The following is a 25,104-nucleotide window of genomic DNA, read 5'->3' as shown; positions in this document are numbered from 1 at the left end:
AGCGTGTGCCGTTGCGCCGCGGCGCTTCTCCGCCGGCGGCTTTCGACGGCACGCTGTCTCGAATCGACACCGAATCTCGTTCTATCCGATGATCCAAGAACGGGGAGAACGACGATGGCGCGAACGGCATTGGCCGACCTGCTGCGGCGGGCGGCGCGGCTGGCCGAACAGGCGAGGGTGTCCGGCGAGCCGCTGGACGAGGCGCTCGCGCGCGAGCGCGAGGACCGCGTCGATCGCGCGCGGCGGCGTTTCCTGCGCCAGGGCGCCGGCGTTTCCGCCGGCCTGCTGCTCGCCGCCTGCGCGCCGCCGCCGCGGCGTTCCGGCGATCGCGATGACGACGTGGTGGTGGTCGGCGCCGGCATCGCCGGGCTGAGCTGCGCGCACCGGCTGCGCCAGGCCGGCGTCGGCGTGCGGCTGTACGAGGCGCAGGAACGCGTCGGCGGGCGCATCTGGAGCCTGCGCGGTCATTTCGCCGACGGCCAGGTCTGCGAACTCGGCGGCGAACTGGTCGACAGCGGCCACGCGCGCATGCGTGCGCTGGCGGCGGAATTGGGCCTGGAGTTCGACGATCTCGCCGACGACCCCACCGCCGCCTGGGGCGACGTCTGGTTCTGCGGCGGACGCCGCTACGGCGAAGCGGAAATCCTGCGCGAATTCGCGCCGCTGGCGGCGGCGATCCGGCGCGATGCCGGGAGCCTGCCCGAGGCGGAAATCACCTACGCCGCGCCCGGCGGCGCCGAAGCCCTCGATCGGCTGTCGATGACGCAGTGGCTCGACCGCAACGGCGCCTCCGGCTGGCTGCGCACGCTGATCGAGGTCGCGTTCACGACCGAGATGGGCCTGGACTGCGAGCAGCAGTCGGCGCTGAACTTCCTCACCTTCATCGATCCGGGAACCGAACGCTTCCGCGTGTTCGGCGACAGCGACGAGCGCTTCCACCTGCGCGGCGGCAACGACCGCATCGTGCAGGCGCTCGGCGCGAAGCTCGACGACGCGATCGTCACCGGCGCCGCGCTGGAGGCGCTGCGCCGCTCCGCCGACGGCGCCTACACGCTGAGTTTCCGGCGCGGCGCCGGCGCTTTCCAGGCGCGCGCGCGCCGCGTCGTGCTGGCGCTGCCGTTCACCACCCTGCGCCGCGTGCGGCTGGACGTGGAGCTGCCACCGGCCAAGCGCCGGGCGATCGACGAACTCGGCTACGGCAGCAACGCCAAGCTGATGATCGGCTTCGACGAGCGCATCTGGCGCACGCGCCATTCCAGCGGCGGCAGCAGCTACAGCGACCTGCCGCTGCAGACCACCTGGGAAACCAGCCGCCGCCAGCCCGGCGCCGCCGGCCTGCTGACCAATTTCACCGGCGGGCGCCACGGCGTGGAGATCGGTCGCGGCACGCCGAAGCAGCAGGCAGATCTCGCCGCCGGCCAGCTCGAGGCGATCTTCCCCGGCATCGCCGCCGCGCGAGGCGGCGCGCGCGAGGCGCGCTTCCACTGGCCGAGCTTCCCGTGGACGCTGGGCAGCTACGCCTGCTTCCTGCCGGGCCAGTGGACGAGCCTGCGCGGCGCGATCGGCGAACGCGTCGGCGAGCTGCATTTCGCCGGCGAGCATTGCGCGTTCGACAACCAGGGCTTCATGGAAGGCGGCGTGGAGAGCGGCGAGGCGGCGGCGCAGGCAATTCTCGGCAGCACGGCCGCCGCCGCCGCGTGAGCCTCAGTCGCCGAGCGTGTCCGGCGCGCGCCGTTCCGGACCGGGCCGCTTGCCGAGCTTGCGCTGCAGCGAGCGCCGGTGCATGCCGAGCAGGCGTGCGGCGGCGGCGATGTTGCCGCCGGTCTCCTGCAGCGCCTGCTGGATGTGCTCCCATTCCAGCCGCGCCAGCGGCGTCATCGTCGGCTCCGCCTGAGTCTCGGGCGCGGCGCCGCGCAGCAGGCGCAGCAGCGAATCGGCGGTGACCGGCTTGGCCAGGTAGTCGTCGGCGCCGCGCTTGATCGCGTCGACCGCGGTGGCGACGCTGGCGTAGCCGGTCATCAGCACGATGCGCGTCGAGGCGTCGAGTGCGCGCAGCGGTTCGATCAGGGCCAGGCCCGACTCGCGGCCGAGCTTGAGGTCGAGCAGCACGAAATCCGGACGCCGTTCGCGCGCCAGCGCCAGCGCCGACGCACCGTCGTGCGCGATGCGCAGGCCCACGCCGCGGCGTTCGAGCGAACGCTGCAGGGTCTGCGCGTACAGCACGTCGTCGTCGACCAGCAGGCCGTTCACGCGGAGGTCCCCGGCAGCGGCAGGCGGAACGACACGCGCGTGCCGCGGCCCGGCGCCGCCTGCAGCGACAGCTCGCCGCCGAGGCGCTCAACCGTCGCGTGCGACAGCGCCAGCCCGACGCCGAGGCCGTCCGGCTTGGTGCTGCGGAACAGCGCGCCGGGCGCGGCGCGTGCGGAGACGCCGTCGCCGTAGTCGCGCACCGAGCCGACCAGCGCGCCGCCGTCGCCGGCCAGATGCAGCGTCACGCGCCGCTCGCCGGCCGCCTCGCTGGCGTCGGCGGCGTTGTTGAGCAGCGCGGTCAGCAGATGCCCGACGCCGGGCGCGAGCCGCGCGCCGGCCGCATCGGCGAGGTCGCCGTCGCGTTCGAGTTCGATCGCCGGCCGCAGCAGCTGCCAGCGTTCGACGACGTCCTCCAGCGCCGCCGCGAGAGGGCGTTCGTCGAGCGTCACGGCGCTTTCGGCCGGCGCGGCGAGTTCGCGCACGCGGTCGCGGCAGGCGTCGACCAGCGCCGCCATCGTCTGCAGTTCGCCGCGGTCGGTCTCGCGCGGCGTCTGGTCCAGGCGGTCCTCGAGCATCAGCGTGAGCGTGGCCAGCGGCGTGTTCAGTTCGTGCGCGACCGCGGCCGCGTGCGTGGCCAGCGCCACGATGCCCTCGTTGCGGGCGAACTGCTCGCGCAGCCGCGCCAGCTCGCGTTCGCGCGAGCGCAGCGCCTGCGCCAGCCGGGTCAGGAAGAACGCCACTACCGCCACCGAGATGGCGAACATCACCGCCATGCCGGCCAGGTGCAGGTTGAACGGATCGCCGATCGCGCCGTGCACGTGCGGCAGCGGCGCGCCGAACAGCGCCGAGGCGGCGTAGCCCAGGCAGCACAGCGCTGCCGTCAGCACCACCCACGGTGGCGGCAGCGCCACCGCGAGCAGGGCGATCGGCAGCAGGAACAGCGGCGCGAACGGATTCATCGCGCCGCCGCTCCAGCCGATCAGCCAGGCCAGCACGAGGATGTCGACCGCGGCGTGCGCCACCGCCTCGGGCGCGCCGACGCGCGCGACGCGGCGCACGCGCCAGCTCGCCCACAGGTTGAACGCGGCCAGCACGCCGACGCCGAGCCACAGTGGCGCGGCGCGCAGCGGAATGCCCAGCCCGTGCACGACCAGGGCGATGGTGACGGCCTGCCCGCCGACCGCGAGCCAGCGCAGCACGACGAGATTGCGCAGCAGGCCGGGCAGCGAATCGTTCATGGCGGGGGATCGTACTCCGCGCGCCGCGGACGGCGCCGTCACGCGGTGCGCAGCCCGAGGAACTGCGCCAGCCGCGCCGACCGGCGCAGCGCCCAGCGTTCCAGCGCAAGCACCAGCAGCAGCGAGGCGCCGAACAGCGGCAGCAGCACGGCGAGGACCGCGACCAGACCGAGGAACGGCCACGACAGCCGCCGCTCCGCCAGCGCCGGCGGCGCGCCGAGCACACCGCTGCGGCGGCGCTTCCACCACATCGCCACCGCGCTCAGCGAGACCGCGATCAGGCCGAGCGCGGTGAACGCGCCGAGCATCTGGTTCGGCCAGCCGAACAGCTGGCCCTCGTGCGCGGCGACGCCGACGCCGACGATGCGGTCGAGCAGCGGCCGCTGGCCGAAATCGGTGCGCTGCACGATCGCGCCGCTCGCGCCGTCGAGCCGCAGGTTCGCGCGCAGCGGGCGGTTCTGCGCTTCGGAACGCGCGCTCCAGTTCGCCTCCGCGCGCGACGGCGGCGCGATCAGCACCGGCGCGGCGAGCCGCTGCGCCGCCACCACCGGCACCAAGCGATCGAGCGCAGCGTAGTCGCGCGGCGCCGAGGTGTCGGTGTGCGCGCGATGCCCGGCGTGGCCGCCGTCGGGCGCCGCGTTCGCCGCGCGCCGCTCGGCCAGTTCGCCGGCGCGGCCGGTGTTCCAGTCCTGGCGCACGGCGACGCTGCTGCCGAGGCTGCGCGCTTCCTTCAGCAGGCCGCCCCAGGATTTGGCCCACGGCAGGCCGGAGAACATCAGGAACAGCGCGAACAGCGACACCCACGTGCCGGTCACCGCGTGCAGGTCGCGCCAGAAGCGGCGGCCGCCGGCGGACAGGCGCGGATACAGCACGCCGGCCGCGCCGGCACCGTCGCGCGGCCACCACAGCCACAATCCGCTGAGCAGCATCACGATCGCCCACGACGCGGCCAGCTCGACGATCATCGAGCCGCGGTCGCCGAGCATCAGTTCGCCGTGCAGGCGGAAGATCCAGCGCATCGGACGCTGGTCCTCGTCGATCGTCTTCAGGATCGCCCGCGTGTGCGGATGCACGTAGACGCGCACCAGCCGCTCGCCGCTGCCGACCAACACGCGCACGGCGGAATCGGGCGAGGACGGCAGCTCGTAGGCGTTCAGCGCCGAACCCGGCACCGCCGCCAGCGCGGCGGCGACGATCGCCTGCGGCGCCGCGCGCGCGCCGTCGACGGCCAGATGCTCGTAGGGACGGTCGAGCCAGGTTTCGATCTGCGGCTTGAACAGGTAGATCGAACCGGTCGCCGCCAGCCACAGCACGAACGGAATGCAGAACAGGCCGGCGTAGAAGTGCCAGCGCCAGACGGTGCGGTAGTCGAGGCCGGGCTTGGATGCGGAGCGCTTCGGGTTCATGAGCAGGTTTCGTTGGCGACCTCACCTCTCCCGCTTGCGGGAGAGGTCGCGCCGCAGGCGCGGGCGAGGGATTTTCGGAGTGAGGCGTGCGGCTGCGATTCCCCTCATCCGGCCCTCCGGGCCACCTTCTCCCGTTGCCGGGAGAAGGCAATGCCGGCTCCCAATCTGCCGGATCCAGGTGCCATGCGAATTCGGAACGTCCTCGATTTTGTATTGGCGCATCCCGTCGGTCGGCGAACTCACCTCTCCCGCTCGCGGGAGAGGTCGGCGCATCAGCGCCGGGTGAGGGCTTTCGGCGTGGGGCGTCACGCCCGATTTCCCCCGTCCGGCGCCTTCATCGGTACGACACCTTGCCCTCGGCGTAGAACGTGCGGCCCGGATAGGGGTGGTACACGTAGTAGCGGCGGTCGGTTGCGTTGTCGATGCCCAAACCCAGTTCGGCGTTCGCACCCAGGCGCAGCTTCAGCTTGGCGTCGACGACGAGGTACGAGCTGGTACCGCCGAACGTGTCCGGGTGCACGTCGGAGTTGTCCAGCGTGTTGTACTGGCGGCCGGAGTAGCGCGCGGCCAGGGTCAGCGCGGCGGCGTCGTCGAAGTGCCAGGTGCCGACCACGTCGGCGCGCCATTCGGGAATGCGGTAGAAGCGCTTGCCGACGCTGGCCGGATTCTTCGCATTGGCCACGGTGCGCGCGTCGTTGTGCGCGGCGCTGAGGCCCAGATCGAATCCGCGCGCGGCGTCGCGCCAGTCCCATGCGACCTCCTGTCCGCGTGTGCGCACGCGGTCGACGTTCTGGATGTTGGTCACGGTCGGGAAGACGGTCGTGTCGGTCTGGCTGAACAGCGCGTCGCGCACGTCGTCCTCGTACAGCGACAGGCGCAGCGTGCCCGACGCCAGCGCGCGCTCGACGGTCAGGTCCTTGGAGAACGCGCGCTCGGGTTTCAGGTCCGGATCATTGTTGATCAGCGCGCCGCCGGTGATGCGGCCCTGGAACAGCTCGCTGACGGTCGGCAGGCGCAGCGCGCGGCCGAGCGACAGGCGCGCGCTCCAGCCGTCGGCGAACTCGCGTTCGAGCGCGAGCTTGGGCGACCAGTACGCGTCGGAGCGGGTGGCGTAGCCGATCCGCACGGCGTCCTGCGCGCGCCGGCCGTCGAAGGCGCGCCAGCGCTCGTAGCGCAGGCCGGCGACCAGCTTCCACTGCGGCGCGAAGCGCCAGGCGTCCTGCGCGAACAGCGCCTGCGTCTGCGTCTTGCCGGCGAAGGCGTTGTCGAACGCGGTCAGGCTGCGCCCGCGCCAGTCGGCGGCGTCGAAGGTGCGGCTGTCGAGCACGTAGCGGTCGTAGTGATAGCCGAAGGAGAGCGCGTGCGCGTCGAAGCGGCGGTCGGTGCGCAGGTCGAACGTGCGCCAGCCGCTGCCGTCGCCGTAGCCAACCTGGCCCGCGCCTTCGCCGGCGCCCGCCGAGGTGGCCGAGACGTCGCGCACGACGTCGAACAGCGACGCGGTCGCCTCCACGCTCCAGCCATCGTCGCGGCGCGAGGAGAAGGAAAGGCCGTACAGCCGTCTGGTTGCCTCGCCATCGCCGGGCGCGAACGCGTTCGCCGGCAGCACGTAGCGCTGGCCGTCGATGGCGATGCTGCCGCCGCTGACGACGCGGCCGTCCGCGTCGCGCAGGTAGCTGCCGGTGCGGTTGCTCGAATCCTGGCGCCAGTCGACCACCGTCAGCGCCAGCCGCGTGTCCGGCGCGAAATCGTAGGCGAGCTTGAACTTGGCCTGCGTGTTGTCGATGCGCGTCTCGCCCTCGCCGTTGACGCCGAAGGCGTAGCCGCGGCGGCCGAACTGGTCGACGTAGGGCGCGGCGCCGCGGACCGCGACGTCGTCCGCGCCGGCCGGCACGGTCGACAGCGCGGCGGTGTAGAAGCTCAGTGGCTGGCCGGTGTTCTCCAGATGGTCCAGGCTCAGCAGGTACGACCATGCGCCGCTGCGGCTGCCGACGTAGGCGTTCTGGTGCGAGCCGTCGTAGTCGCCGCGCGTGCGGAACAGGTCGAACGACTGGCGCAGCCACTGCGCGCCGGCGTCGGCCTCGAACTGCGCCGGCATGCGCGTGGCGATCAGCACGGTGGCGCCGAGCGAGTTGCCCGGCAGCGCGGCCGAGTAGGGCCCGTAGAGCACGTCGACGCGTTCGATCTCGGCCGGCGCGATCGCCGACCAGCGCGGCGCGAAGCCGAAATCCGAGCCGAGCAGGTTGCTCAGCAGCAGGCCGTCGGCGTAGACCAGGGTGCGTGCGGACTGGCGCGAGCTGGTGCTGCGCACCGCCACGATCGAGTTGTTGTCGCCGACGAAGCGCCGCCGCACGGCGAGGTTCGGCGCGTGCTTGAGCGCGTCCTCGCTGTTGGCGACGTTGAACGCGTCGAGCGCCGCCGCGTCGATGCCGAACGAGGGGCCGGGCGTGTCCGCGGCGACGCCGGCGATCTCACCCTTCGGGGCGGTGACGACGACGCGTTCGAGGTCGACCTGCGGCAGTTCGTCGGCCGTGACGGCCAGGGGCAGCGCCGCCAGCGCGGCGGCGAGGGAACGAAGACGCGGCATCGGCGGCCCTGTCGAGAGGAAAACGCCGCGCGCGAACGCGCACGGCGTGGGCCACGCAGTCTCGATCGGCCGACCGGCTCGCAACAGTGACCGACTGACGCACCGGACCCGAGCCTAGGTACCGGCCGGGGCCCGCGCGGTTGCCGCCGCGTCGTCGCCGCTCAGCCGAGCGAGGCCAGCCACTCGTCGTCGGAGCCTTCGTTCACGCCTTCGAACAGGAACGTGCTGAGGTAGCGTTCGCCGGTGTCGGGCAGCATCGCCAGCAGCACCGAACCCTGCGGCGCCTCCGCGGCGACCTTCAGCGCGGTGGCGAGGGTCGCGCCGGAGGAGATGCCGGCGAAGATGCCTTCCTCGGCGGCGAGCCGGCGCGCGGTGTCGCGCGCGACGACCTCGTCGACCAGCTCGATGTCGTGCGCGACCGTGCGCGAGAGCACGTCGGGCAGGAAGTCCGGCGTCCAGCCCTGGATCTTGTGCGGCTTCCATTCCTTGCCCGACAGCAGCGGCGCGCCGGCCGGCTCGGTGGCGACGATCTTCACCTCCGGCCGCGCCAGGCGCAGCACCTCGCCGACGCCGGTCAGGGTGCCGCCGGTGCCCCAGCCGGACACGAAGTAGTCGAGCCGGCGGCCGGCGAAATCGCGCAGGATCTCCGCCGCGGTCGTGTTGCGGTGATAGGCCGGATTGGCCGGGTTCTGGAACTGCCGCGCGAGGAACCAGCCGTGCTTGGCGGCCAGTTCCTCGGCCTTGCGGACCATGCCGGTGCCGCGCTCGGCGGCCGGCGTCAGGATCACCTTGGCGCCGTACGCGCGCATCAGCTTGCGGCGTTCGATCGAGAAGGTTTCGGTCATCACCGCGACGAACTTGTAGCCGCGCGCGGCGGCGACCATCGCCAGCGCGACGCCGGTGTTGCCCGAGGTCGCCTCGACGATGGTGTCGCCGGGTTTGAGCAGTCCCTTCTGCTCGGCGTCGAGCACGATCGCCAGCGCGAGCCGGTCCTTGACCGAGCCGCCGGGGTTGAAGGCTTCGACCTTGACGTAGAGGTCGACGTGCGCCGGTGCCAGGCGCTGCAGCCGCACGACGGGCGTGTGGCCGACGGTGCCGAGGATCGAGTCGTGGATCATGATGGGCTCCTGTTGATGCGTTCCGCCGGGCGCGGCGGGCGGGGTTTCGCCGGGGTCGATCTTGCGACCGCGAGATTTCAGCAACACCGTCGGGTGGCCGTTCGGTCAGGCGCCTCGCCGGCGCGCTGATGCAGCGCCGACGATGCGGCCATCCTACGCCTACGCGGCGCGCGCTTCCCGGATCGGCTCGGTCGCGCGCCCGAGCGGCGGCGCGCCGAACCAGTGCAGGCATTGCGCCAGCGCGGCCACCTCGCCGAGGATCAGCAGGGCCGGCGCCTGCACCGCGTGCGCGCGGGCGCGTTCGGGCAGTTCCGCCAGGGTGCCGGTGACGACGCGCTGCTCGCGCCGCGAGCCGTTCTCGACCAGCGCGAACGGCGTGCCGGGCGCGCGGCCGTGTTCGAGCAGGCGCGCGCGCAGGGTTTCCAGGCCGGCCACGCCCATGTACACCGCCAGGGTCTGGCGCTCGGCGGCGAGCGCGGGCCAGTCGAGGGTGTCGAGCGAGTCGCGGCAGTGCGCCGTGACCAGGCGCGCCGACTGCGCGTGCTCGCGGTGCGTCAGCGGCACGCCGGCGTAGGCGGCGCAGGCCAGCGCCGCAGTGATGCCGGGCACGACCTCGTAGGCGACGCCGTGCGCGCGCAGGAATTCCAGTTCCTCGCCGCCGCGGCCGAACACGAACGGATCGCCGGCCTTCAGGCGCACGACGCGGCGCCCGGCACGCGCATGGAAAAGCATCAGCGCGTGGATCTCGTCCTGCTGGCTGCGGTGGCCGCCGACACGCTTGCCGACGTCGATCGCCTCGGCGTCGCGGCGCGCCAGCGCCAGCACCTCGGCGCTGACCAGGCGGTCGTGCAGGATCACGTCGGCGGTGCCGAGCGCGCGCAGCGCGGCGAGCGTGAGCAGGCCGGGATCGCCGGGACCGGCGCCGACCAGGACGACCGAGCCTTGCGGAGCCGCCGCCGGACCCGCCAGGGCGCGCGCGAGCTCGGCTTCCGCCGCTTCCGCGCGTCCGCGCCGCAGCAGGTCGGCGACCGGCCCGAGCAGGCAGCGCTCGAAGAAGCGCCGCCGCGCGGCGGCGTCCGGCAGGCGTTCGCGCAGCCGTCCGCGCCAGCGCTGCGCCAGCGTGGCCAGCGCGCCGAGCGAGGGTTCGAGCAGGGCCTCGATGCGTCCGCGCACGTGGCTGGCGAGCGCGGGAGCGGCGCCGCCGCTGGAGATCGCGACCACCAGCGGCGCGCGTTCGACCACCGCCGGCACGTGGAAGCTCGACAGCACGGCGTCGTCGACGACGTTGACCAGCACGCGCCGGCGTTCGGCGCATTCGGCGATGCGGCGATTGACGTCCGCATCGCCGGTGGCGGCCACCACCAGCCACGCGCCGTCGAGCCAGTGCGGCTCGAACCGCCCGCACAGATGGCGCACGACGCCGCGCGCGGCCTTCTCGCGCAGGCCGGCGCTCAGCTCCGGCGCGCCGACCGTGACCAGCGCGCCGGCGGCGAGCAGGCGGCCGGCCTTGCGCTCGGCCACCGCGCCACCGCCGACGACGAGGACGGCGCGCGAGCGGAGGTCGGCGAACAACGGATACAGGGCCATCGCGGATGCGCAGGGAGCGAAAAAAAAAGCCGCCGCGCCGTTGGAGATCGATGCGGCGGTCAACTGGAACACACACACACTCGGAGTAACGGCGCCGATGCTCCGCCGCGCCGCCGGACGGGGCAAATGAGGCGGCGGAAGCAGGACATTCCGCCAGCGCATGAGCGACGGTGACGCTCCGTGCCGCACAGATAGACATCTGGACGTCCAAACACTCATGCGCTAGGCTGCATGAGACCTGCCGCCGTTCCGGGCGGCGTCCGGACGCGTTCGATGACCCTCACCCAGCTCCGCTACATCGTCGCGATCGCCGATTCCGGGCTCAACATCACGCTCGCCGCCGACCGCGTGCACGCCACCCAGCCGGGCCTGTCCAAGCAGCTCAAGCAGCTCGAGGACGAACTCGGCTTCCAGCTGTTCGCGCGCAAGGGCCGCAGCCTCGATGCGGTGACGCCGCAGGGCGCGCAGGTCATCTCGCGCGCGCGCACGATCCTGGCCGAGGCCGCCAACATCCGCGCGCTGGCGGCGAACCTGCGCAGCGACGAGCAGGGCGAGCTGTCGATCGCCACCACGCACACGCAGGCGCGCTTCGTGCTTCCGGCCGCGGTCGGTGCGCTGAAGAAGCGCTATCCGGAGGTCAGCGTGCACCTGAAGCCGCACGGCGACGCGCAGGTGATGGAGCTGCTCGAGCGCGGCCAGGTCGACCTCGCCATCGTCAGTACCGCCGCCGGCAAGCCGCCGTCCGACGGCCTGGCCGTGCCGCTGTTCCGCTGGCAGCGCGCGGTCGTCGCGCCGCGCGACCACGCGCTGGCCAAGCTCGGCCGCGCGCCGAAGCTGGCCGATCTCGCGCGCCATCCGCTGGTCAGCTACGAATCCTCGCTGCGCACCGATTCCTCGCTGCGCCACGCGTTCGCCGCGGCCGGGCTGATCCCGAATTTCGCCTGCACGGCGCGCGACGCGGACCTCATCAAGACCTACGTGCGCGCCGGCCTGGGCGTCGGCGTGCTGGCCGAGATGGCGATGACGCCCGAGGACGCCGTCGACCTGCGCGTGTTCGACGCCGGCGACCTGCTGCCCGAGTGCACCGCCTGGCTGGTGCTGCGCCGCGACCGCGTGCTGCGCGACTACGCGACCACCCTGGTCGAGCTGGTCGCACCGCAGATCGACGGCCGCGAGCTGCGCCGCGTGCTCGCCGGCAACGCGACGGCGCAGTGGCCGGTACCGCCGACCTGGCGCGAACTGCACGAGCGCAGGCTGGCGGCGGCCTGAGGCCGGCGTCGTTCGCGCGAAGGAGGGGCGTGCGCAGGAGCCTTTGGATGCCCGCGTTCGCGGGCATGACATCGGGAGGGATGGAGCGTTCGTCGCTCGACGCGACGCCATTCATGGCGCCTGCGATGGATGCCTGCTTGACCAGCCTCCGGCTGTTGCAAGGCGCTTCGCGGGCAGGATGCCGGAGGGAATGGAACGCCCTCCGGAGGTGCCTTCAAGCCTCCAAGTGCCGGAAGCCGTCCAGGCGTCGGAAGCCGTGCAGGCGCCGAAGCCCTCCAGGCGCTCCCGTTTCTCCGGTCGTCATTCCCGCGAACGCGGGAATCCACCGGCTTTTCCGCTCGGCAAGACGAGGCCCGGACCGCAGCACGTCCAGGCTCGACGTCCGCTCCGGCACGTCCGCGCCGCGTCAGTGGTCGAAGTGCAATCCGCACTCGCGCTTCAATCCGAAGAACCGCGTTTCCTCTGCCCGCATGCCGTCGGCCAGCGCGCGCGTGGTGTGCACGTCGCCGATCGAGACGTAGCCCTTTTCCCACAGCGGGTGGTAGGGCAGGTCGTGTTCCTGCGCGTAGTCCCACACGTGACGGTCGTTCCAGTCGGCCAGCGGATGCAGCTTCCAGCGGCCCTCGCGCAATTCGAGCACGCGGATGTTGCGGCGCGTGTCGCTCTGCGCGCGGCGCAGGCCGGCGATCCAGGTGCGCGCGTCCAGTTCCTTCAGCGCGCGCCGCATCGGCTCGACCTTGCGCAGGCTGTTGTAGCGCTCGATGCCGTCCAGGCCCTTCTCCCACAGGCGGCCCAGGCGCGCCTCCATCCAGGCGATGCCCAGCTGCGGGCGGTAGACCTTGAGGTTGAGGTCGAAGCGTTCGGTCAGCGCGTCGGCGAAGCGGTAGGTCTCGGGGAACAGATAGCCGGTGTCGATCAGCACGACCGGAATGTCGGCGCGCTGCTGCGTGACGAGGTGCAGCAGCGCCGCCGACTGCGCGCCGAAGCTCGACGACAGCACGTGCTCGCCGGGCAGGCTGTCCAGCGCCCAGGCCACGCGCTCCGGCGCGCTGCGCGCTTCGAGCCAGGCGTTGAGTTCTTCCAGGGCGCGCTCGTCTTCCGCGGCGCTGACCAGATCGGGGGGCGTCATGTCGTCGTCTCCAGGGGTGTCGCGATGCGTTGCGGCGCGGCGATGACGCCTGCGCGCAACAGGAAATCACCGAAGCCCTCGCCGTCCTCGCGCTGGTCGGCGTAGCGCGCGAACAGCGCGTCGAGCTGCGTCAGGATCTCGGCCTCGTCGATGTTCTCGCGGTGCAGGCGGTTCAGGCGCTGCCCGCGCGCGTCGGCGCCGAGCATCAGGTTGTAGCGGCCGGGCGCCTTGCCGACCAGGGCGATCTCGGCCAGGTACGGGCGCGAGCAGCCGTTCGGGCAGCCGGACACGCGCAGCGAAATCGGTGCGTCCTCCAGCGCGTGCGCGGCGAGCAGCGCCTGCACCTTGTCGAGCAGGTCCGGCAGGTAGCGCTCGGCCTCGGCCATCGCCAGCGCGCAGGTCGGCAAGCTCACGCAGGCGAGCGCGTTCAGGCGCAGCGGCGAGGCCTCGCGGAAGCCGTCGAGGCCGTGCTGCGCGACCAGCGCGTCGACGGCGGCGCGCTGGCCCGTCGCGACGTTGGCGACAATCAGGTTCTGGTTCGAGGTCAGGCGGAACTCGCCGTCGCCGAGGATCCGCGCGATCTCGCGCAGGCCGGTCAGCTGCGTGCGCTCGCCGCGGTCGGCGACGCGGCCGGCCTCGATGCGCAGGTTCAGGTGCCAGCGCCCGTCGTGGCCTTCGCTCCAGCCGAAGCGGTCGCCGACGTGCTCGAACGCGAACGGCCGCGCCGGCTGGATGGCGAAGCCGAGGCGGCGCTCGACCTCGCGCCTGAACCAGTCGATGCCGCGATCGGCGATGGTGTACTTCAGGCGCGCGTGCTTGCGCTCGCTGCGGTCGCCGAAGTCGCGCTGCGTCGTCACCACTGCCTCGGCCACCGCCAGCAGCTGTTCGACCGAGATGAAGCCGAGCACGTCGGCCAGGCGCGGAAAGGTCCGATCGTCGCCGTGCGTGGCGCCCATGCCGCCGCCGACGGTGACGTTGAAGCCGGTCAGGGCACCGCGCTCGACGATGGCGACGAAGCCGAGGTCGTGCGCGAACACGTCGACGTCGTTGCTCGGCGGCAGCGCGAAGGCGACCTTGAACTTGCGCGGCAGGTAGGTGCGGCCGTAGACCGGCTCCCAGGTATTGGCCGCTTCCGAATCGGCGATCTTCTCCTCGCCGAGCCAGATCTCGTAGTAGGCGCGCGTCTTCGGCTTCAGCCGCTCGGACAGGCGGATCGCCGCATCCTGCACCGCGGCGTGCGCGCGCGAGGCGTGCGGGTTCACGCCGACGATGACGTTGCGGTTGACGTCGCCGCAGGCGGCGATCGTGTCGATCAGTGCGGCGTTGATCGCCTGCAGGGTCGTGCGCAGCTCGCGCTTGACCACGCCGTGGAACTGGAACGCCTGGCGTGTCGTCAGGCGCAGCGTGCCGTTGGCGAACGTGGCCGCGATCGCGTCGAGCTTGAGCCATTGTTCCGGCGTGACCACGCCGCCCGGCGTGCGCGTGCGGATCATGAAGCTGTAGGCCGGCTCCAGCTTCTGCTGGCGCCGTTCGTCGCGCAGGTCGCGGTCGTCCTGCTGGTAGCTGCCGTGGAACTTGATCAGCTGCGTGTCGCTGTCGGCGATCGCGCCGGTGACCGGATCGGCCAGGCTCTCGGCCAGCGTGCCGCGCAGGTGGCGGCTTTCGGTCTTGATCTTCTCGACGGGGGAGAGTGGGGCGGTCATGGATACTCGATGATCTCGGCTGTTCTCCCTCTCCCGCTTGCGGGAGAGGGCCGGGGTGAGGGCAGGCGGAGCGCAACGCTCGGGTCGCCCTCACCCGCGCCTTCGGCGCGACCTCTCCCGCAAGCGGGAGAGGTGATTGCGTGGCGTCGCCGAGCTGGTCGGACTCGCCGATCTCCCGCTTTGCGGTTCCTAGTAGACGTCTCTGGCATAGCGCCCCTGCTGCTGCAGCGCATCGACGTACTCGACCGCCTGTTCGCGTTCCCTGCCGCCGTGCTCGGCGACGAGGTCGACCAGTGCGGCGTGCACGTCCTTGGCCATGCGCGTGGCGTCGCCGCACACGTACAGGTGCGCGCCGTTCTCCAGCCAGTCGTACAGCTCGCGGCCGCGCTCGCGCAGGCGGTCCTGCACGTAGATTTTCTGCGGCTGGTCGCGCGAGAAGGCGAGGTCGAGGCGGTGCAGCGAACCGTCCTTCAGCGCCGCCTGCCATTCCAGCTGGTAGAGGAAGTCGCGATCGAAGTACGGATTACCGAAGAACAGCCAGTTGCGGCCGCGCGCGCCGACGCTTGCGCGTTCCTGCGCGAAGCCGCGGAACGGTGCGACGCCGGTGCCGGGGCCGATCATGATCACGTCGCGCGCGCCGTCCCTGGGCAGGCGGAAGCGCTCGTTGGATTCGAGGAACACCGGCACGCTCGCGCCGTCCTCGCGCGCGGCGAGGAACGCCGAGGCGGCGCCGACGTGGGCGTGGCCGAAGGTCTCGTATTCGAGCCGGGCCACGGTCAGGTGCACCTCGTCGCCGACCGCCTTGCGGCTGGAGGCGATCGAGTACAGGCGCGGCGTCAGTGGACGCAGCGCGGCGACGAATTCCTCCGCCGGCCACTCGGCCGGATGGGCGCGCAGCAGGTCGATCACCTGATGGCCCTGCAGCAGCGCGCCGAGTTCGCTCGCGCGATCGGGCGCGAGCAGGCGGTTCAGATCGGCGGCGCGCGCCTGCGCCGCGTGCGCGGCGACGAACGGACGCGCGAGCTTGGTCAGCTCGCGCCTGGCCAGCAGCCAGTCGCGCAGGGAATGTGTCTCGCCGGCCAGTGCGACGGCGGCGCCGCCGTCCAGGTGCAAGGCTTCCAGGACCGCCTCGACCAGCTGCGGAGGATTGGTCGGCCACACGCCGAGCGCGTCGCCGGGTTCGTAGGCCAGGCCGCTGCCTTCGAGGGAAAGCTCCAGATGACGCACGTCGCGGGTGCCGTCGCGTGCGGTGATGCGCTGGTTGACCAGCAGTTCGGCGGCGAACGGGCGCTCGCGCGTCCATTCGCTGGCGTGGCTCGGCGCCACCGCGCGCAGCGGCGTGACGGTCGCCGCGCGCGGCGTGCCCGCCTTCAGCGCCTCGCGCGCGGCGGCCAGCGCGCGTTCGAGCCACGGCGCGGCGACGGTTTCGAGGTCGAGGTCGGCCTCGGCCAGCGCGACCAGCCGCGTCGCGCCGAGTTCGGCCAGGCGCGCGTCGAGCTTGCGGCCGATCGCGCAGAACTGCGGATAGCTCGAATCGCCCAGCGCCAGCACGGTGTACTTGAGCTCCGGCAGCTGCGGCGCGCGCTTGCCGGCGAGGAACTCGACGAAGCCGCGCGCGTCGTCCGGCGGGTCGCCGTCGCCCTGCGTGCTGATCACGATCGCCAGGTGCCGCTCGTTCTTCAGCTCGCGCTGCGTGTAGGCGTCGGCGCGCACCAGGCGCACGGCCAGGCCGGCGCCCTCGGCGTCGCGTGCGAGCTTTTCGGCCAGGCGCCTGGAGTTGCCGGTCTGGCTGCCGTAGAGCACGGTGAGGCGTTCCTGCGCGGCGGGTTCGCGGGCGGCCGGAACGGCGGGAATACGCGCCGTGCCATCGGCGTGCGCCGCCAGCGCCGCGGCGTAGCCGGACAGCCACCAGAGCGCGGCCGGTTCGAGGCCGTCGAGCAGGCGGCGGATCTCGACGGACTTCTCCTCCGGCAGCGGAGCGAGCGGCAGGGCGGGCAGGGCGGACACGGCGGAACTCCGTTTGGACGTCCAGACGTCCATGACTTCCGCATGCTAGGCCGCTACGGAAAGCCGCGGAAACAATCCCTGGTTATGCGCACATGCGCAGGGCGCATCTGCACGACGGCCGATCGCCGCGCGCGCCGGGACCACTGGAGGGGCCGTTCAGGCGACCGCGCGGCGCGTCGGCGGCCCGATCGCCAGCGGCAGCTCGCGCGCGATGTCGCGCGCGGCGCTGCGGATTTCCGGCATGCCGGTGCACTCCCACGCGGAGCCGCGCAGCAGCGTGCCCAGGGCGTACAGCCCCGGCCAGGGGCTGCCGTCCGGACGCAGCAGGCGGCCGTCCGGCCGCGCGGCGAGGCCGAGCCCGAGCGGGTCCGGACGCACCACGCCGTCGTCGACCAGCTGGCGCACCAGCGCGTGCGGGGTCGAGGCGGCGGCCGATTCCAGGCCGGTCGCCTGGATCACGAAGTCGGCGCCGAGCGTCAGCGGATGCGTGCTGCCGCGCGGCTGCAGGCGCGCCAGCAGCAGCGGATCGCCGCCGTCGATGCCGCGTACGCGCGCGGCGAGGACGCGCAGGCGGCCGTTCTCCTGCAGCGCGCGCAGCCGGACCGCGGTCTGCGGCGGCATGCGATGGCGCACGACTTCCCAGGCCGGACGCAGGTGGCGCAGGAAGCGCGCGCGCTGGCCCGTGTCCAGCGCCTGCCACAGGCGCGGCGTCTGCGCGCGCACGGCATCGAGCACGGCGCGCCAGTCGGCGCCGGGCGCAGCGGCCGCTGCGCGGATCGCGCGCAGCCAGTGGCGCAGATCGTTTTTCTCGCTCAGGCGCGCGAGCAGCGCGGCCTGTTCCGCGTACGGCGCCAGCGGTCCTTCCGAGTGCAGCGCCGGCAGGCGGCCGCGCCGCGATACCGCGGTCAGGCGCGCCTGCGGCCAGCGCGCAGCCGCGCTGAGCAGCGCGTCGACGCCGGTCAGGCCGGTGCCGATCACCAGCACGTGCTGCGGCGCGCGCGGCAGCGGCGGCCAGCGCCACGGATCGCTGGCGTAGCCGCTGGCGAGCGCCGAGGGGCTCACGCCGGGCAGGCTCGCCGGCGGCAGCGCGCCGAGCGCCAGCACCACGCCGTCGGCGCGCAGCTCGTCGCCGTCGCGCGTGCGCAGGCCGAAGCTGCCGTCGGCGAGCGGGCGCAGCGCCACGGCCTCGGTCGAGCGAGCGCCGAGGGTCACGCGGCGCCGCGTCGCGTTCAGCAGCTGCGCCAGGGTCGCTTCGAGGTAGTCGCCGTAGATCGAGCGCGGCAGGAACTGTCCGCCGCTGGCGGCGATGCCGCGCGCGGCGGCGTAATCGAGGAAATCGCCGGGACGGTCGGCGAACAGGCCCATGTTGGCCGCGCGCACGTTGAGCAGGTGCTGTTCGTCGGGTGTCTCGTAGGCGACGCCGCGGCCCGGCGCGCGGTCGCCGACGATCCAGGTCAGGGCGCAGCCGCGGCTGTGGTCGTAGTCGGCCGCGTTGCGCAGGAACTGCGCGACGACCGCCGAGCCGGCGGCGCCGCCGCCGATGATGGCTATGCGTTGCATGGTTTCCTCCCGAGCCGTCGTCGGAGCGGATCAGGGCGCCAGCGTCGCGTCGACGTGGGCCTGCTGCACGCGCACGTCGTAGCCGCCGCGCGGGTCGGCCTCGAAGGCCTGATAGCGGTCCAGCTCGCCGCCGTAGACGTGCAGCGACAGCGCCGGCCGCGTCGCCGACAGGTTGCGGCAGCGATGCGCGTAGTGGCGTCCGGTGAACACCGCGGCGTCGCCGGCGCCGAGCATCAGCGTGCGCGCGCGCGTGAGCACCGGCCGCTCGAAGTCGCCGCCGAGCGTGAATTCCTCCACTTCGAGCACGCCGTCGAGCACCAGCTCGATGCCCCACAGGCCGGCGTGGTCGTGGATCGCGGTGCGGTGCGCGGCCGGCCATTCGATCAGCAGGCAGGAATGACCGCCGTCGCCGCCGGCGAGGCGATGGCGGCGGTAGCGATCGTGCCGTGGCGCCGCCGCACGCGGTGCATCGGCCTGCAGTGCGCGGGCGGCCAGACGTCCGGACAGTGCCTGGATCGCGGCGGTGGCCGGTACGGCGTCGAGCGCGGCGAGTTCGGCGCGTACGGCGTCGAGCCAGGCACGGCTCGTCGTGGCGGAAAGAAGGTTCATCGGAAAGCCCCTCGGATGCGATGGCGCGCATGCCATCACGGCGCGCGTTAAACGCGAGCTAAATGGCAGCGGCGCGCACATGACGCAAGCGACTGTCGACATGCCGTCGCGTGAGGACGGCGATGAGGCGGCCGGAAACGGCGAGCATCGCCGCGCCCGGCGGTGCACAGTCGGGGCGCCTTGCTCGTGGAGAACCGCATGTCCGCCTTCCGCCTTTCCGGCCTTCCGCACGCGACGTTCCAGGCGATGTTCGACTGGCCGGACGAGGCGCTCGCCGCCGCCGGTGCGCGCCGCTGCGTGGCCACGGAGGATTTCGGCTTCCCTTGCCGCGTCAGCCTCGAGGACGCGCGCACGGGTGAAGCACTGTTGCTGCTGCCGTTCGAGCACCAGCCTGCGGCCTCGCCGTATCGGGCATCCGGGCCGATCTTCGTGCGCCGGGATGCCGTGCAGCGCGTGCTGCCGCCAGGCGTGGTGCCGCCCTACGTCGCGCGGCGGCTGATCTCCTGGCGCGCCTACGACCCGGCGCACGACATGCTCGACGCCGACGTCTGCGAGGGCGAGAACATTGCAGACGCACTCGAACGCGTGTTCGCCCGCGGCGAGGTCGCCTACGTCCATCTGCACAATGCGCGGCGCGGCTGCTTCTCGTGCCTGGCGAGCCGGGTCGCGTGATGCGCTGCGGGCAGATTCAGCGGCCGGAGAGATCGCGCAGGGCCGCGCGGTAGGCGGCGGCCGTCGCCGCGCCGAAACAGCACAGCACGATCCGCTCGAGCCCGGTCGCCGCCGCGGTCACCTCGCGCAGCGCGATCCGCGCCGCCTGCGCGACCGGATAGCCGTAGACGCCGCAGCTGATTGCGGGAAACGCGATGCCGCGCAGCGCGTGCCCGCGCGCCAGTCGCAGCGACTGGCGGTAGCAGCTCGCCAGCAGGTCCGCTTCGCCGCGCGCACCGCCGCGCCAGACCGGACCGACCGTGTGGATGACGAACCGCGCCGGCAAGGCGAAGCCCGGCGTGATGCGCGCCTGACCGGTCGGGCAGCGCACGCCGGGGCGGACCTGCGGCAGGGCGCGGCAGGCGGCGAGCAGGTCGGGGCCGGCGGCGTGGTGGATGGCGCCGTCGACGCCTCCCCCACCGAGCAACGTCTCGTTGGCGGCGTTGACGATGGCGTCGACGTCCAGCGTGGTGATGTCGGCTTCGACGATGTCCAGGGCAGGTTTCACGGCGGCGTCGGCGTCGAGTCGTTGCCAGGTTCGCGATACGCGATGCGTCGATGACCGCGTTGCGTAGGCATGCTGCCCTCGACGGCACGCATCGTTCAAGGTCCAGATCGCACCTCGATCCGACGCATCGGCTGCGCACAGCACATCGCGAGGCGCCGCGTGAGCGCACGGAGCGCGCCCGGCGCGATCGATACGCCCACGTACGCGACCGGCTTCGCGCGATTCGTGACGATTGCCCCTGCGACGCCGATCGTGCATGGTTGAAAATGCGCGATCGTGTACCTCATCTCGTTCCATCGGAGCGGGCGCGCCGTAATCACATCCCTCGGCAACTCCTCCATCCTCGGGGGGAACTCCGCAAGGTCTCGGCGCCGCGGAGCAGGACATCGTTGTGCATCCGCACGGGAACTGACGCGTGCCATTGAAAGTAGCGGTACTGGAAGACGACGTGGCGCTGCGCGAGGACATCCTCGTGCCGCGGCTGGCGGACAGCGGGTTCGATGTCGAGGGTTTCGGCAGCTCCACCGAGCTGTATCGGCGCATGATCGCCGTTTCCTTCGAAGTGCTCGTGCTCGACCTGCGCCTCGACGGCGAGAGCGGCCTGGACATCGCGCGCTACCTGGCGCAGGTGTCCTCCATCGGCATCGTCATGCTGACCGGGCGCGGCACCGGCGAGGATCGCGTGCGCGGGCTGAGCGAACTCGTCGACGCCTGGCTGGACAAGCCGGTCGACCTGGACCTGCTGGTGGCCACGCTGCGCAGCATCGCGCGGCGCACGCGCTCGGACGCGTCCGCGCAGCGCGGTGCGCTCGTGCAGGCGTGGCGGCTGTCCGATTCCGGCTGGCGCCTGCACGCGCCGGACGGGCGCAGCGTTCCCCTGAACCTGCTCGAACGCCGCCTGCTGACGCGCCTGCTCGCGACCGAAGGCGAGCCGGTCACGCACGACGACCTGATCGCCGATCTTTCCGTGCTGGCGGAGAACTTCGACCGGCACCGCCTGGAGATCGTCATTCATCGGCTGCGCCGCAAGGCCGACGGCCAGCTGGGACTGTCCCTTCCGCTGCGCGCCGTGCGCGGCGTCGGCTATCTGATGCTGGTCGTCGACGAGCGCAGCCGCAAGCGCTGAGCATCCGGGGCGGCGGCGTCCGCACGGGCAGCCTACAAATTCACATTCGTACTCTGTGACTTTTGACCTTTGGTACAACAATGACTTGTACCAATTTCTGTGAGTGACCGTGAGCGAACGTGAGCAAGCGCGAGTGATTTCCGCCGCGCGGGTCTAGTAAGTTCCGGCCGCGCCTGCGGCGGGGTAGCCGTCGGCGCGCGACGGCGCAGCGAATCCGTGCCGATGCGTCCGCCCCGTGCGGCGGACGGCGGCCGGTCGCCCAGGGGCAAGTCTGCGTTCGTCGCGATACAGGGATTTCGAAGGTTTACGGGTTGCGGGTACCTCGAAAGGTGCCGGTGCGGGCGGCTGCGTCGATGCGGCGGCCCCGGCCACAGCGGAAGGAACTTATGAATCGCGATACGAGTGAGCGGCACGTTTCGGCCGGCGCCACGGCGCACGGCGTTTCCCAGGCCCCGCACGCGACGAGATCGCGCCGCCGCCGCTTCCTGATCCTGCTGTGCCTGATGGGCTGGACGGCGCCCGCGCTGGCGCAGGTGCCGCCGGCGTTCTCCGGCTGCGACACGCGCGCGTTCCTGTTCCAGAGCACGCCGACCGACGTCTTTTCGATCGACCTGGTGACCGGCACGTCGACTCAGGTCGGCACTGACATCGCGCCGCCGAATATCAACGGCGTGGCCTACAACCCGCTGGACAACTACATCTACGGCGTGTCCAACACGCCCGGCGCGACGCTCGGCCGGATCTATCGCGTCGGTTCGGACTTCAGCGTGCAGGACCTCGGCTTGCCGACCGGACTGCCGGCCGCCGGCTACAACATGGGCGAATTCGACAGCAACGGCCACTACTGGGTGACGACCTCGGCCGACTCCGCCACGGTCTACGAGGTCGACCTCAAGCCCGGTTCGTCGACTTACTTCCGCGTCGTCAACTCGCGGGCGATGACCATGCCGGCAGGCTTCAGCGGCACCAGCGCCGACTGGGCCTACAGCCCGGTCGACGGTTTCCTGTATCGCACGCCGCTCAACACGACGACGAACCGGGTGCATCTGTTCCGCTACAACCGCTCGAACGGCGTGCTGACCAACCTGGGCCCGATCGCCGGCATCACGGGCAGCGCGAACATGCTCTTCGGCGCGAACTACGCCGACGCCGGCGGCTTCATCTACGCCAGCGACAACGTCTCCGGCGCGATCTATCGCGTCAATCCGACCAACAACAGCGGCGTGTTGTTCTCCAGTGGCCCGGCCAGTGGCTCCAACGACGGCGCGCGCTGCTTCAACGCGCCGGTGCCGATCGATTTCGGCGATGCGCCGAACAGCTTCGGCACCCTGCTGGCCGCCAACGGCGCGCGCCACAGCATCCCCAACTACAACGCGGCGGCGAAGACGGCGACCCTGATGCTCGGCACCCGCATCAGCGCCGACGCCGACGGCCAGCCCGACGCGAACGCGGCGCTGGACACCTTCGACGACGGCCTGGATCCGACCAGCCTGATCCTCACCACCGGCGCGACCACGGCGCAGGCCGTCGTCAGCGCGATCAACGCCAAGGCGACCGCGGCGACGCTCGCCGGCTGGATCGACTTCAACGGCAACGGCAGCTTCGACGCCGGCGAACGCGCGCAGGTGAGCGTGCCGGCGAACACCACCGCGGCCACGCCGTTCACGCTGAACTGGACCGGCCTGGCGCCGATCGCGGCGAACTTCAGCGGTGCGGCGCGCTTCCGCATCGCCACCACCGCGGCGCAGGTGGCCAATCCGGTCGGCGCGGCCGCGGATGGCGAGGTCGAGGACTACCTGGTGCCGATCACGCAGCCGATCGGCTGCACCACCAGCCCGTCGGTGTTCAACACGGCGATCAACGCGGCCGGCAGCGGCGTGCTCGCGCCCGGCTCGCGCGACCGCAACTGGGACGTCGGACTCGGCACGCCGGCCGGTGGCCCGGCCAGCGTGCCGAGCTGGATCGACGCCTACGTCACCGGCAATGCGGCGCCGGGCGCGTGGGCGAACTCGCCGTTCGGCAACGCCGAATGGACCTCGTACTACGCCAACGCCAACCAGGGGCCGACCGGCGACGTCGACGAATACCACCGCTACCGCTTCACGCTCGACGGCGCGGTCGATCCGAGCACGTTCGCGCTCGGCATCGACTTCTACGCCGACAATTCGGTGTGGGAGGTCTACGTCAACGGCCAGACACAGAGCGGGCAGGTCGCCGGCCTGCCGCAGAGTCCGGCCAACCCGTACTACTACGGCGGCTTCACCGCGGCCAATCGCGCCCAGCTCGTGCTCAACCGCAACTGGCGCACCGGACCGAACGAGATCGTCGTGCAGGTGCGCAGCGGACCGGCCTTCGTGGGCTTCCTCGCCCAGGTCACCTCGACCAGCCTGTGCCCGGTGCAGGTCGGCATCGGCAAGAGCGTCGATCCGCCGGGCGCGCTGACGCCGGGCGGCAGCGTCACCTACACGGTGACCGCGACCAACACCGGCAACGTCGCCGCGCCGAACACGGTCGTCGCCGATCCGCTGCCGAACGGCATCGCCTCCGGCACCTGGACCTGCGCCGCCAGCAGCGGCGCGGTCTGCCCGAACGCGAGCGGCGCGATGCCGCTGAACCAGACGGTCGCCACCTTCCCCGGCGGCGGCGTGGTCACCTACACGATCACCGGGCAGGTCGCGGCGAGTCCGCCGGCCAGTGTGACGAACACCGCCACCGCGGCGCCGCCGCTGAGCGGCACCTGCTATCCGGGCAACAGCCCCGGCCCGTGCGCGGCCTCGGTCAGCAATCCGCCGGTGCCGGTGATCGACGTCGCCAAGACGACGAGCGCGACGCAGGCAGTGCCGGGCGCGACGCTGACCTACGAGATCCACGTGCGCAACACCGGCAGCGTCGCCGCCGACGGCGCGACGGTGGCCGATCCGCTGGCGGCGGGACTGAGCGGCGCGAGCTGGACCTGCACTTCCAGCGGCGGAGCGCTGTGCCCGAACGACAGCGGCAGCGGCGCGCTCGCCGAAATCATCGCGGTGTTCCCGGCCGGCGGCGAGCTGGTCTACACGGTGACCGCGACGGTCGATGCGAATCCGCCGGCATCGATCGCCAACACGGCGGCCGTCACGCCGCCGGGCGGCGGCCTGTGCAGCGACGGCAGCGCGCCGCCGTGCGACAGCACGGTGACCCTGCCGGCCGCGCCGCAGGTGCGCGTGACCAAGAGCGCCAGTCCGCCCGGCGCGCTGACGCCCGGCGGCAGCGTCACCTACACCGTCGTCGTCGCCAACGAGGGCAGCGTGCCGGCGCCGGCGACGCACGTCGTCGACACCTTCCCCGACGGCATCGCCTCGGCGACCTGGACCTGCGCCGCGGCCGGCGGCGCCGCCTGCCCGAACGCGGGCAGCGGCGGCACGGTCACGCCGCCGGCGGACCTGCTCAACGAGACGATCGCGACCTTCCCGCCCGGCAGCAGCGTGACCTACGCGATCGCGGCGACGGTCGCGGCGGCGCCGCCGGCGCAGGTCGTCAACACGGTCGCGGTCACGCCGCCCGACGGCCTGTGCCTGCCGGGCAACACGCAGCCGCCGTGCACGAGCACGGTGTCCAATCCGCCGGCGGAGGCGCAGATCACCATCGTCAAGGTGCCGACCGCGCTCGACAACACGCCGTTCGCGTTCACCACCACGACGGCGGCGCCCAACGACGCGTTCACGCTGTCGAGCGGCACGGTGCTGACGCGCACCTTCAGCGCCGCGCCGGGCACGGTGTCGATCACCGAAGGCGCCAGCGCCGGCTGGGCGCTGATCGACGTGGTCTGCAGAAACACGTCGGGCGGCGCGACGTTCACCTACACCGGCGCGACTTCCAATCCGAGCAACGGCTTCGAACGCGGCGACGACACCGCCAACGTGACGATCGGCTTCGGCGACCAGGTGACGTGCACGTACACCAACGCGCCGACCGCGCTGCCGACCCTGGCGAAGTACTTCAACACCGATCCGCCCAGCGATCCGCCGCCACCGCGGCCGGTGCTGCCGCGCGGCGGCGCGGCGCTGCTGACGTTCGTGATCAGCAACCGCGCGCCGAGCGCGACGGCGCAGAGCGCGCTGGCCTTCACCGACACCCTGCCGTCGGGCCTGGTGCTGGGCAGCGGCGACGCGCCACCCGGCGCGCTGGTCGGCAGCAACGGTTGCGGCGGCACGCTCACCGCGCAGGCCGGCACGAACGCGATCTCGCTCGCCGGCGGCAGCGTCGCCGCCGGCGCCGACTGCCGCTTCACCGTCCGCGTCGCAGCCGCGCCGTGAGAAAGGG

General features: G+C 72.4%; 17 protein-coding genes. 5 read left to right on the top strand and 12 right to left on the bottom strand.

Features of this window, described 5'->3' with window-relative positions; all coding sequences use genetic code 11:
• The first annotated feature begins 114 nt into the window (after positions 1–114).
• A complete protein-coding gene (locus ACFO6Q_RS11095) occupies positions 115–1,701 on the top strand; it encodes a flavin monoamine oxidase family protein (protein ID WP_380020973.1) in 1,587 nt (528 codons plus the stop codon).
• A 3-nt stretch (positions 1,702–1,704) separates the two neighbouring features.
• Here ACFO6Q_RS11095 and ACFO6Q_RS11090 read toward each other — a convergent pair whose 3' ends face one another.
• The 6 genes from ACFO6Q_RS11090 to cysG all read right to left on the bottom strand — a co-directional run bounded on the left by ACFO6Q_RS11090 (position 1,705) and on the right by cysG (position 10,183).
• Positions 1,705–2,250 (bottom strand): response regulator transcription factor, encoded by a 546-nt coding sequence (locus ACFO6Q_RS11090; protein ID WP_380020972.1) that lies wholly within the window; start codon positions 2,248–2,250, stop codon positions 1,705–1,707.
• Positions 2,247–3,488 carry an ATP-binding protein gene (locus ACFO6Q_RS11085; RefSeq protein ID WP_380020970.1) on the bottom strand — a complete coding sequence of 414 codons (1,242 nt, stop codon included), beginning with the start codon at positions 3,486–3,488 and terminating at the stop codon, positions 2,247–2,249. The genes ACFO6Q_RS11090 and ACFO6Q_RS11085 overlap by 4 nt, the downstream gene beginning before the upstream one ends.
• A gap of 38 nt (positions 3,489–3,526) precedes the next feature.
• Positions 3,527–4,894, bottom strand: a complete 1,368-nt coding sequence (locus ACFO6Q_RS11080) for a PepSY-associated TM helix domain-containing protein (protein ID WP_380020968.1) — start codon at positions 4,892–4,894, stop codon at positions 3,527–3,529.
• Positions 4,895–5,228: 334 nt separating this feature from the next.
• Positions 5,229–7,478, bottom strand: a complete 2,250-nt coding sequence (locus tag ACFO6Q_RS11075; RefSeq protein WP_380020966.1) for a TonB-dependent receptor — start codon at positions 7,476–7,478, stop codon at positions 5,229–5,231.
• A gap of 161 nt (positions 7,479–7,639) precedes the next feature.
• Entirely contained in the window at positions 7,640–8,596 is a 957-nt protein-coding gene (cysK, locus tag ACFO6Q_RS11070; RefSeq protein WP_380020965.1) for a cysteine synthase A, read from the bottom strand.
• Between the two features lie 159 nt (positions 8,597–8,755).
• Positions 8,756–10,183, bottom strand: a complete 1,428-nt coding sequence (cysG, locus tag ACFO6Q_RS11065) for a siroheme synthase CysG (protein ID WP_380020964.1) — start codon at positions 10,181–10,183, stop codon at positions 8,756–8,758.
• Between the two features lie 273 nt (positions 10,184–10,456).
• Here cysG and ACFO6Q_RS11060 point away from each other — a divergent pair, with 273 nt between their 5' ends.
• Positions 10,457–11,452 (top strand): LysR substrate-binding domain-containing protein, encoded by a 996-nt coding sequence (locus ACFO6Q_RS11060; RefSeq protein WP_380020962.1) that lies wholly within the window; start codon positions 10,457–10,459, stop codon positions 11,450–11,452.
• Between the two features lie 406 nt (positions 11,453–11,858).
• On the opposite strand, the gene ACFO6Q_RS11055 is transcribed toward ACFO6Q_RS11060, so the two are convergent.
• From ACFO6Q_RS11055 to ACFO6Q_RS11035, 5 genes are all read right to left on the bottom strand, one after another.
• On the bottom strand, positions 11,859–12,581 hold the full coding sequence (locus ACFO6Q_RS11055) for a phosphoadenylyl-sulfate reductase (protein ID WP_380020960.1): 723 nt from the start codon (positions 12,579–12,581) through the stop codon (positions 11,859–11,861).
• Positions 12,578–14,284: an assimilatory sulfite reductase (NADPH) hemoprotein subunit gene (cysI, locus tag ACFO6Q_RS11050; protein WP_380020958.1), complete on the bottom strand. Its 1,707-nt coding sequence runs from the start codon at positions 14,282–14,284 to the stop codon at positions 12,578–12,580. The genes ACFO6Q_RS11055 and cysI overlap by 4 nt, the downstream gene beginning before the upstream one ends.
• 189 nt (positions 14,285–14,473) lie before the next feature.
• The gene (locus tag ACFO6Q_RS11045) at positions 14,474–16,324 is read right to left on the bottom strand and encodes an assimilatory sulfite reductase (NADPH) flavoprotein subunit (RefSeq protein ID WP_380020956.1); all 1,851 of its coding nucleotides are present in this window, start codon (positions 16,322–16,324) and stop codon (positions 14,474–14,476) included.
• 123 nt (positions 16,325–16,447) lie between these two features.
• The gene (locus tag ACFO6Q_RS11040; protein ID WP_380020955.1) at positions 16,448–17,851 is read right to left on the bottom strand and encodes an FAD/NAD(P)-binding protein; all 1,404 of its coding nucleotides are present in this window, start codon (positions 17,849–17,851) and stop codon (positions 16,448–16,450) included.
• A gap of 30 nt (positions 17,852–17,881) precedes the next feature.
• The gene (locus tag ACFO6Q_RS11035; RefSeq protein ID WP_380020953.1) at positions 17,882–18,460 is read right to left on the bottom strand and encodes a cysteine dioxygenase; all 579 of its coding nucleotides are present in this window, start codon (positions 18,458–18,460) and stop codon (positions 17,882–17,884) included.
• A 198-nt stretch (positions 18,461–18,658) separates the two neighbouring features.
• Between ACFO6Q_RS11035 and ACFO6Q_RS11030 the strand changes: the two genes are divergently transcribed.
• A complete protein-coding gene (locus tag ACFO6Q_RS11030; protein WP_380020952.1) occupies positions 18,659–19,132 on the top strand; it encodes a DUF1203 domain-containing protein in 474 nt (157 codons plus the stop codon).
• Positions 19,133–19,148: 16 nt separating this feature from the next.
• On the opposite strand, the gene ACFO6Q_RS11025 is transcribed toward ACFO6Q_RS11030, so the two are convergent.
• The gene (locus ACFO6Q_RS11025; RefSeq protein ID WP_380020950.1) at positions 19,149–19,679 is read right to left on the bottom strand and encodes an O-acetyl-ADP-ribose deacetylase; all 531 of its coding nucleotides are present in this window, start codon (positions 19,677–19,679) and stop codon (positions 19,149–19,151) included.
• Between the two features lie 415 nt (positions 19,680–20,094).
• Here ACFO6Q_RS11025 and ACFO6Q_RS11020 point away from each other — a divergent pair, with 415 nt between their 5' ends.
• Both ACFO6Q_RS11020 and ACFO6Q_RS11015 read left to right on the top strand, forming a co-directional pair.
• On the top strand, positions 20,095–20,805 hold the full coding sequence (locus ACFO6Q_RS11020; protein WP_380020949.1) for a response regulator transcription factor: 711 nt from the start codon (positions 20,095–20,097) through the stop codon (positions 20,803–20,805).
• Positions 20,806–21,191: 386 nt separating this feature from the next.
• Complete coding sequence (locus ACFO6Q_RS11015) at positions 21,192–25,097, top strand: DUF6923 family protein (RefSeq protein ID WP_380020947.1); 3,906 nt, start codon at positions 21,192–21,194, stop codon at positions 25,095–25,097.
• The last annotated feature ends 7 nt before the right edge of the window (positions 25,098–25,104 follow it).

It is taken from the genome of Dokdonella ginsengisoli, from assembly GCF_042652785.1.
Taxonomy (GTDB): domain Bacteria; phylum Pseudomonadota; class Gammaproteobacteria; order Xanthomonadales; family Rhodanobacteraceae; genus Dokdonella_A; species Dokdonella_A ginsengisoli.
This window is presented reverse-complemented; position numbering and strand designations above follow the sequence as displayed.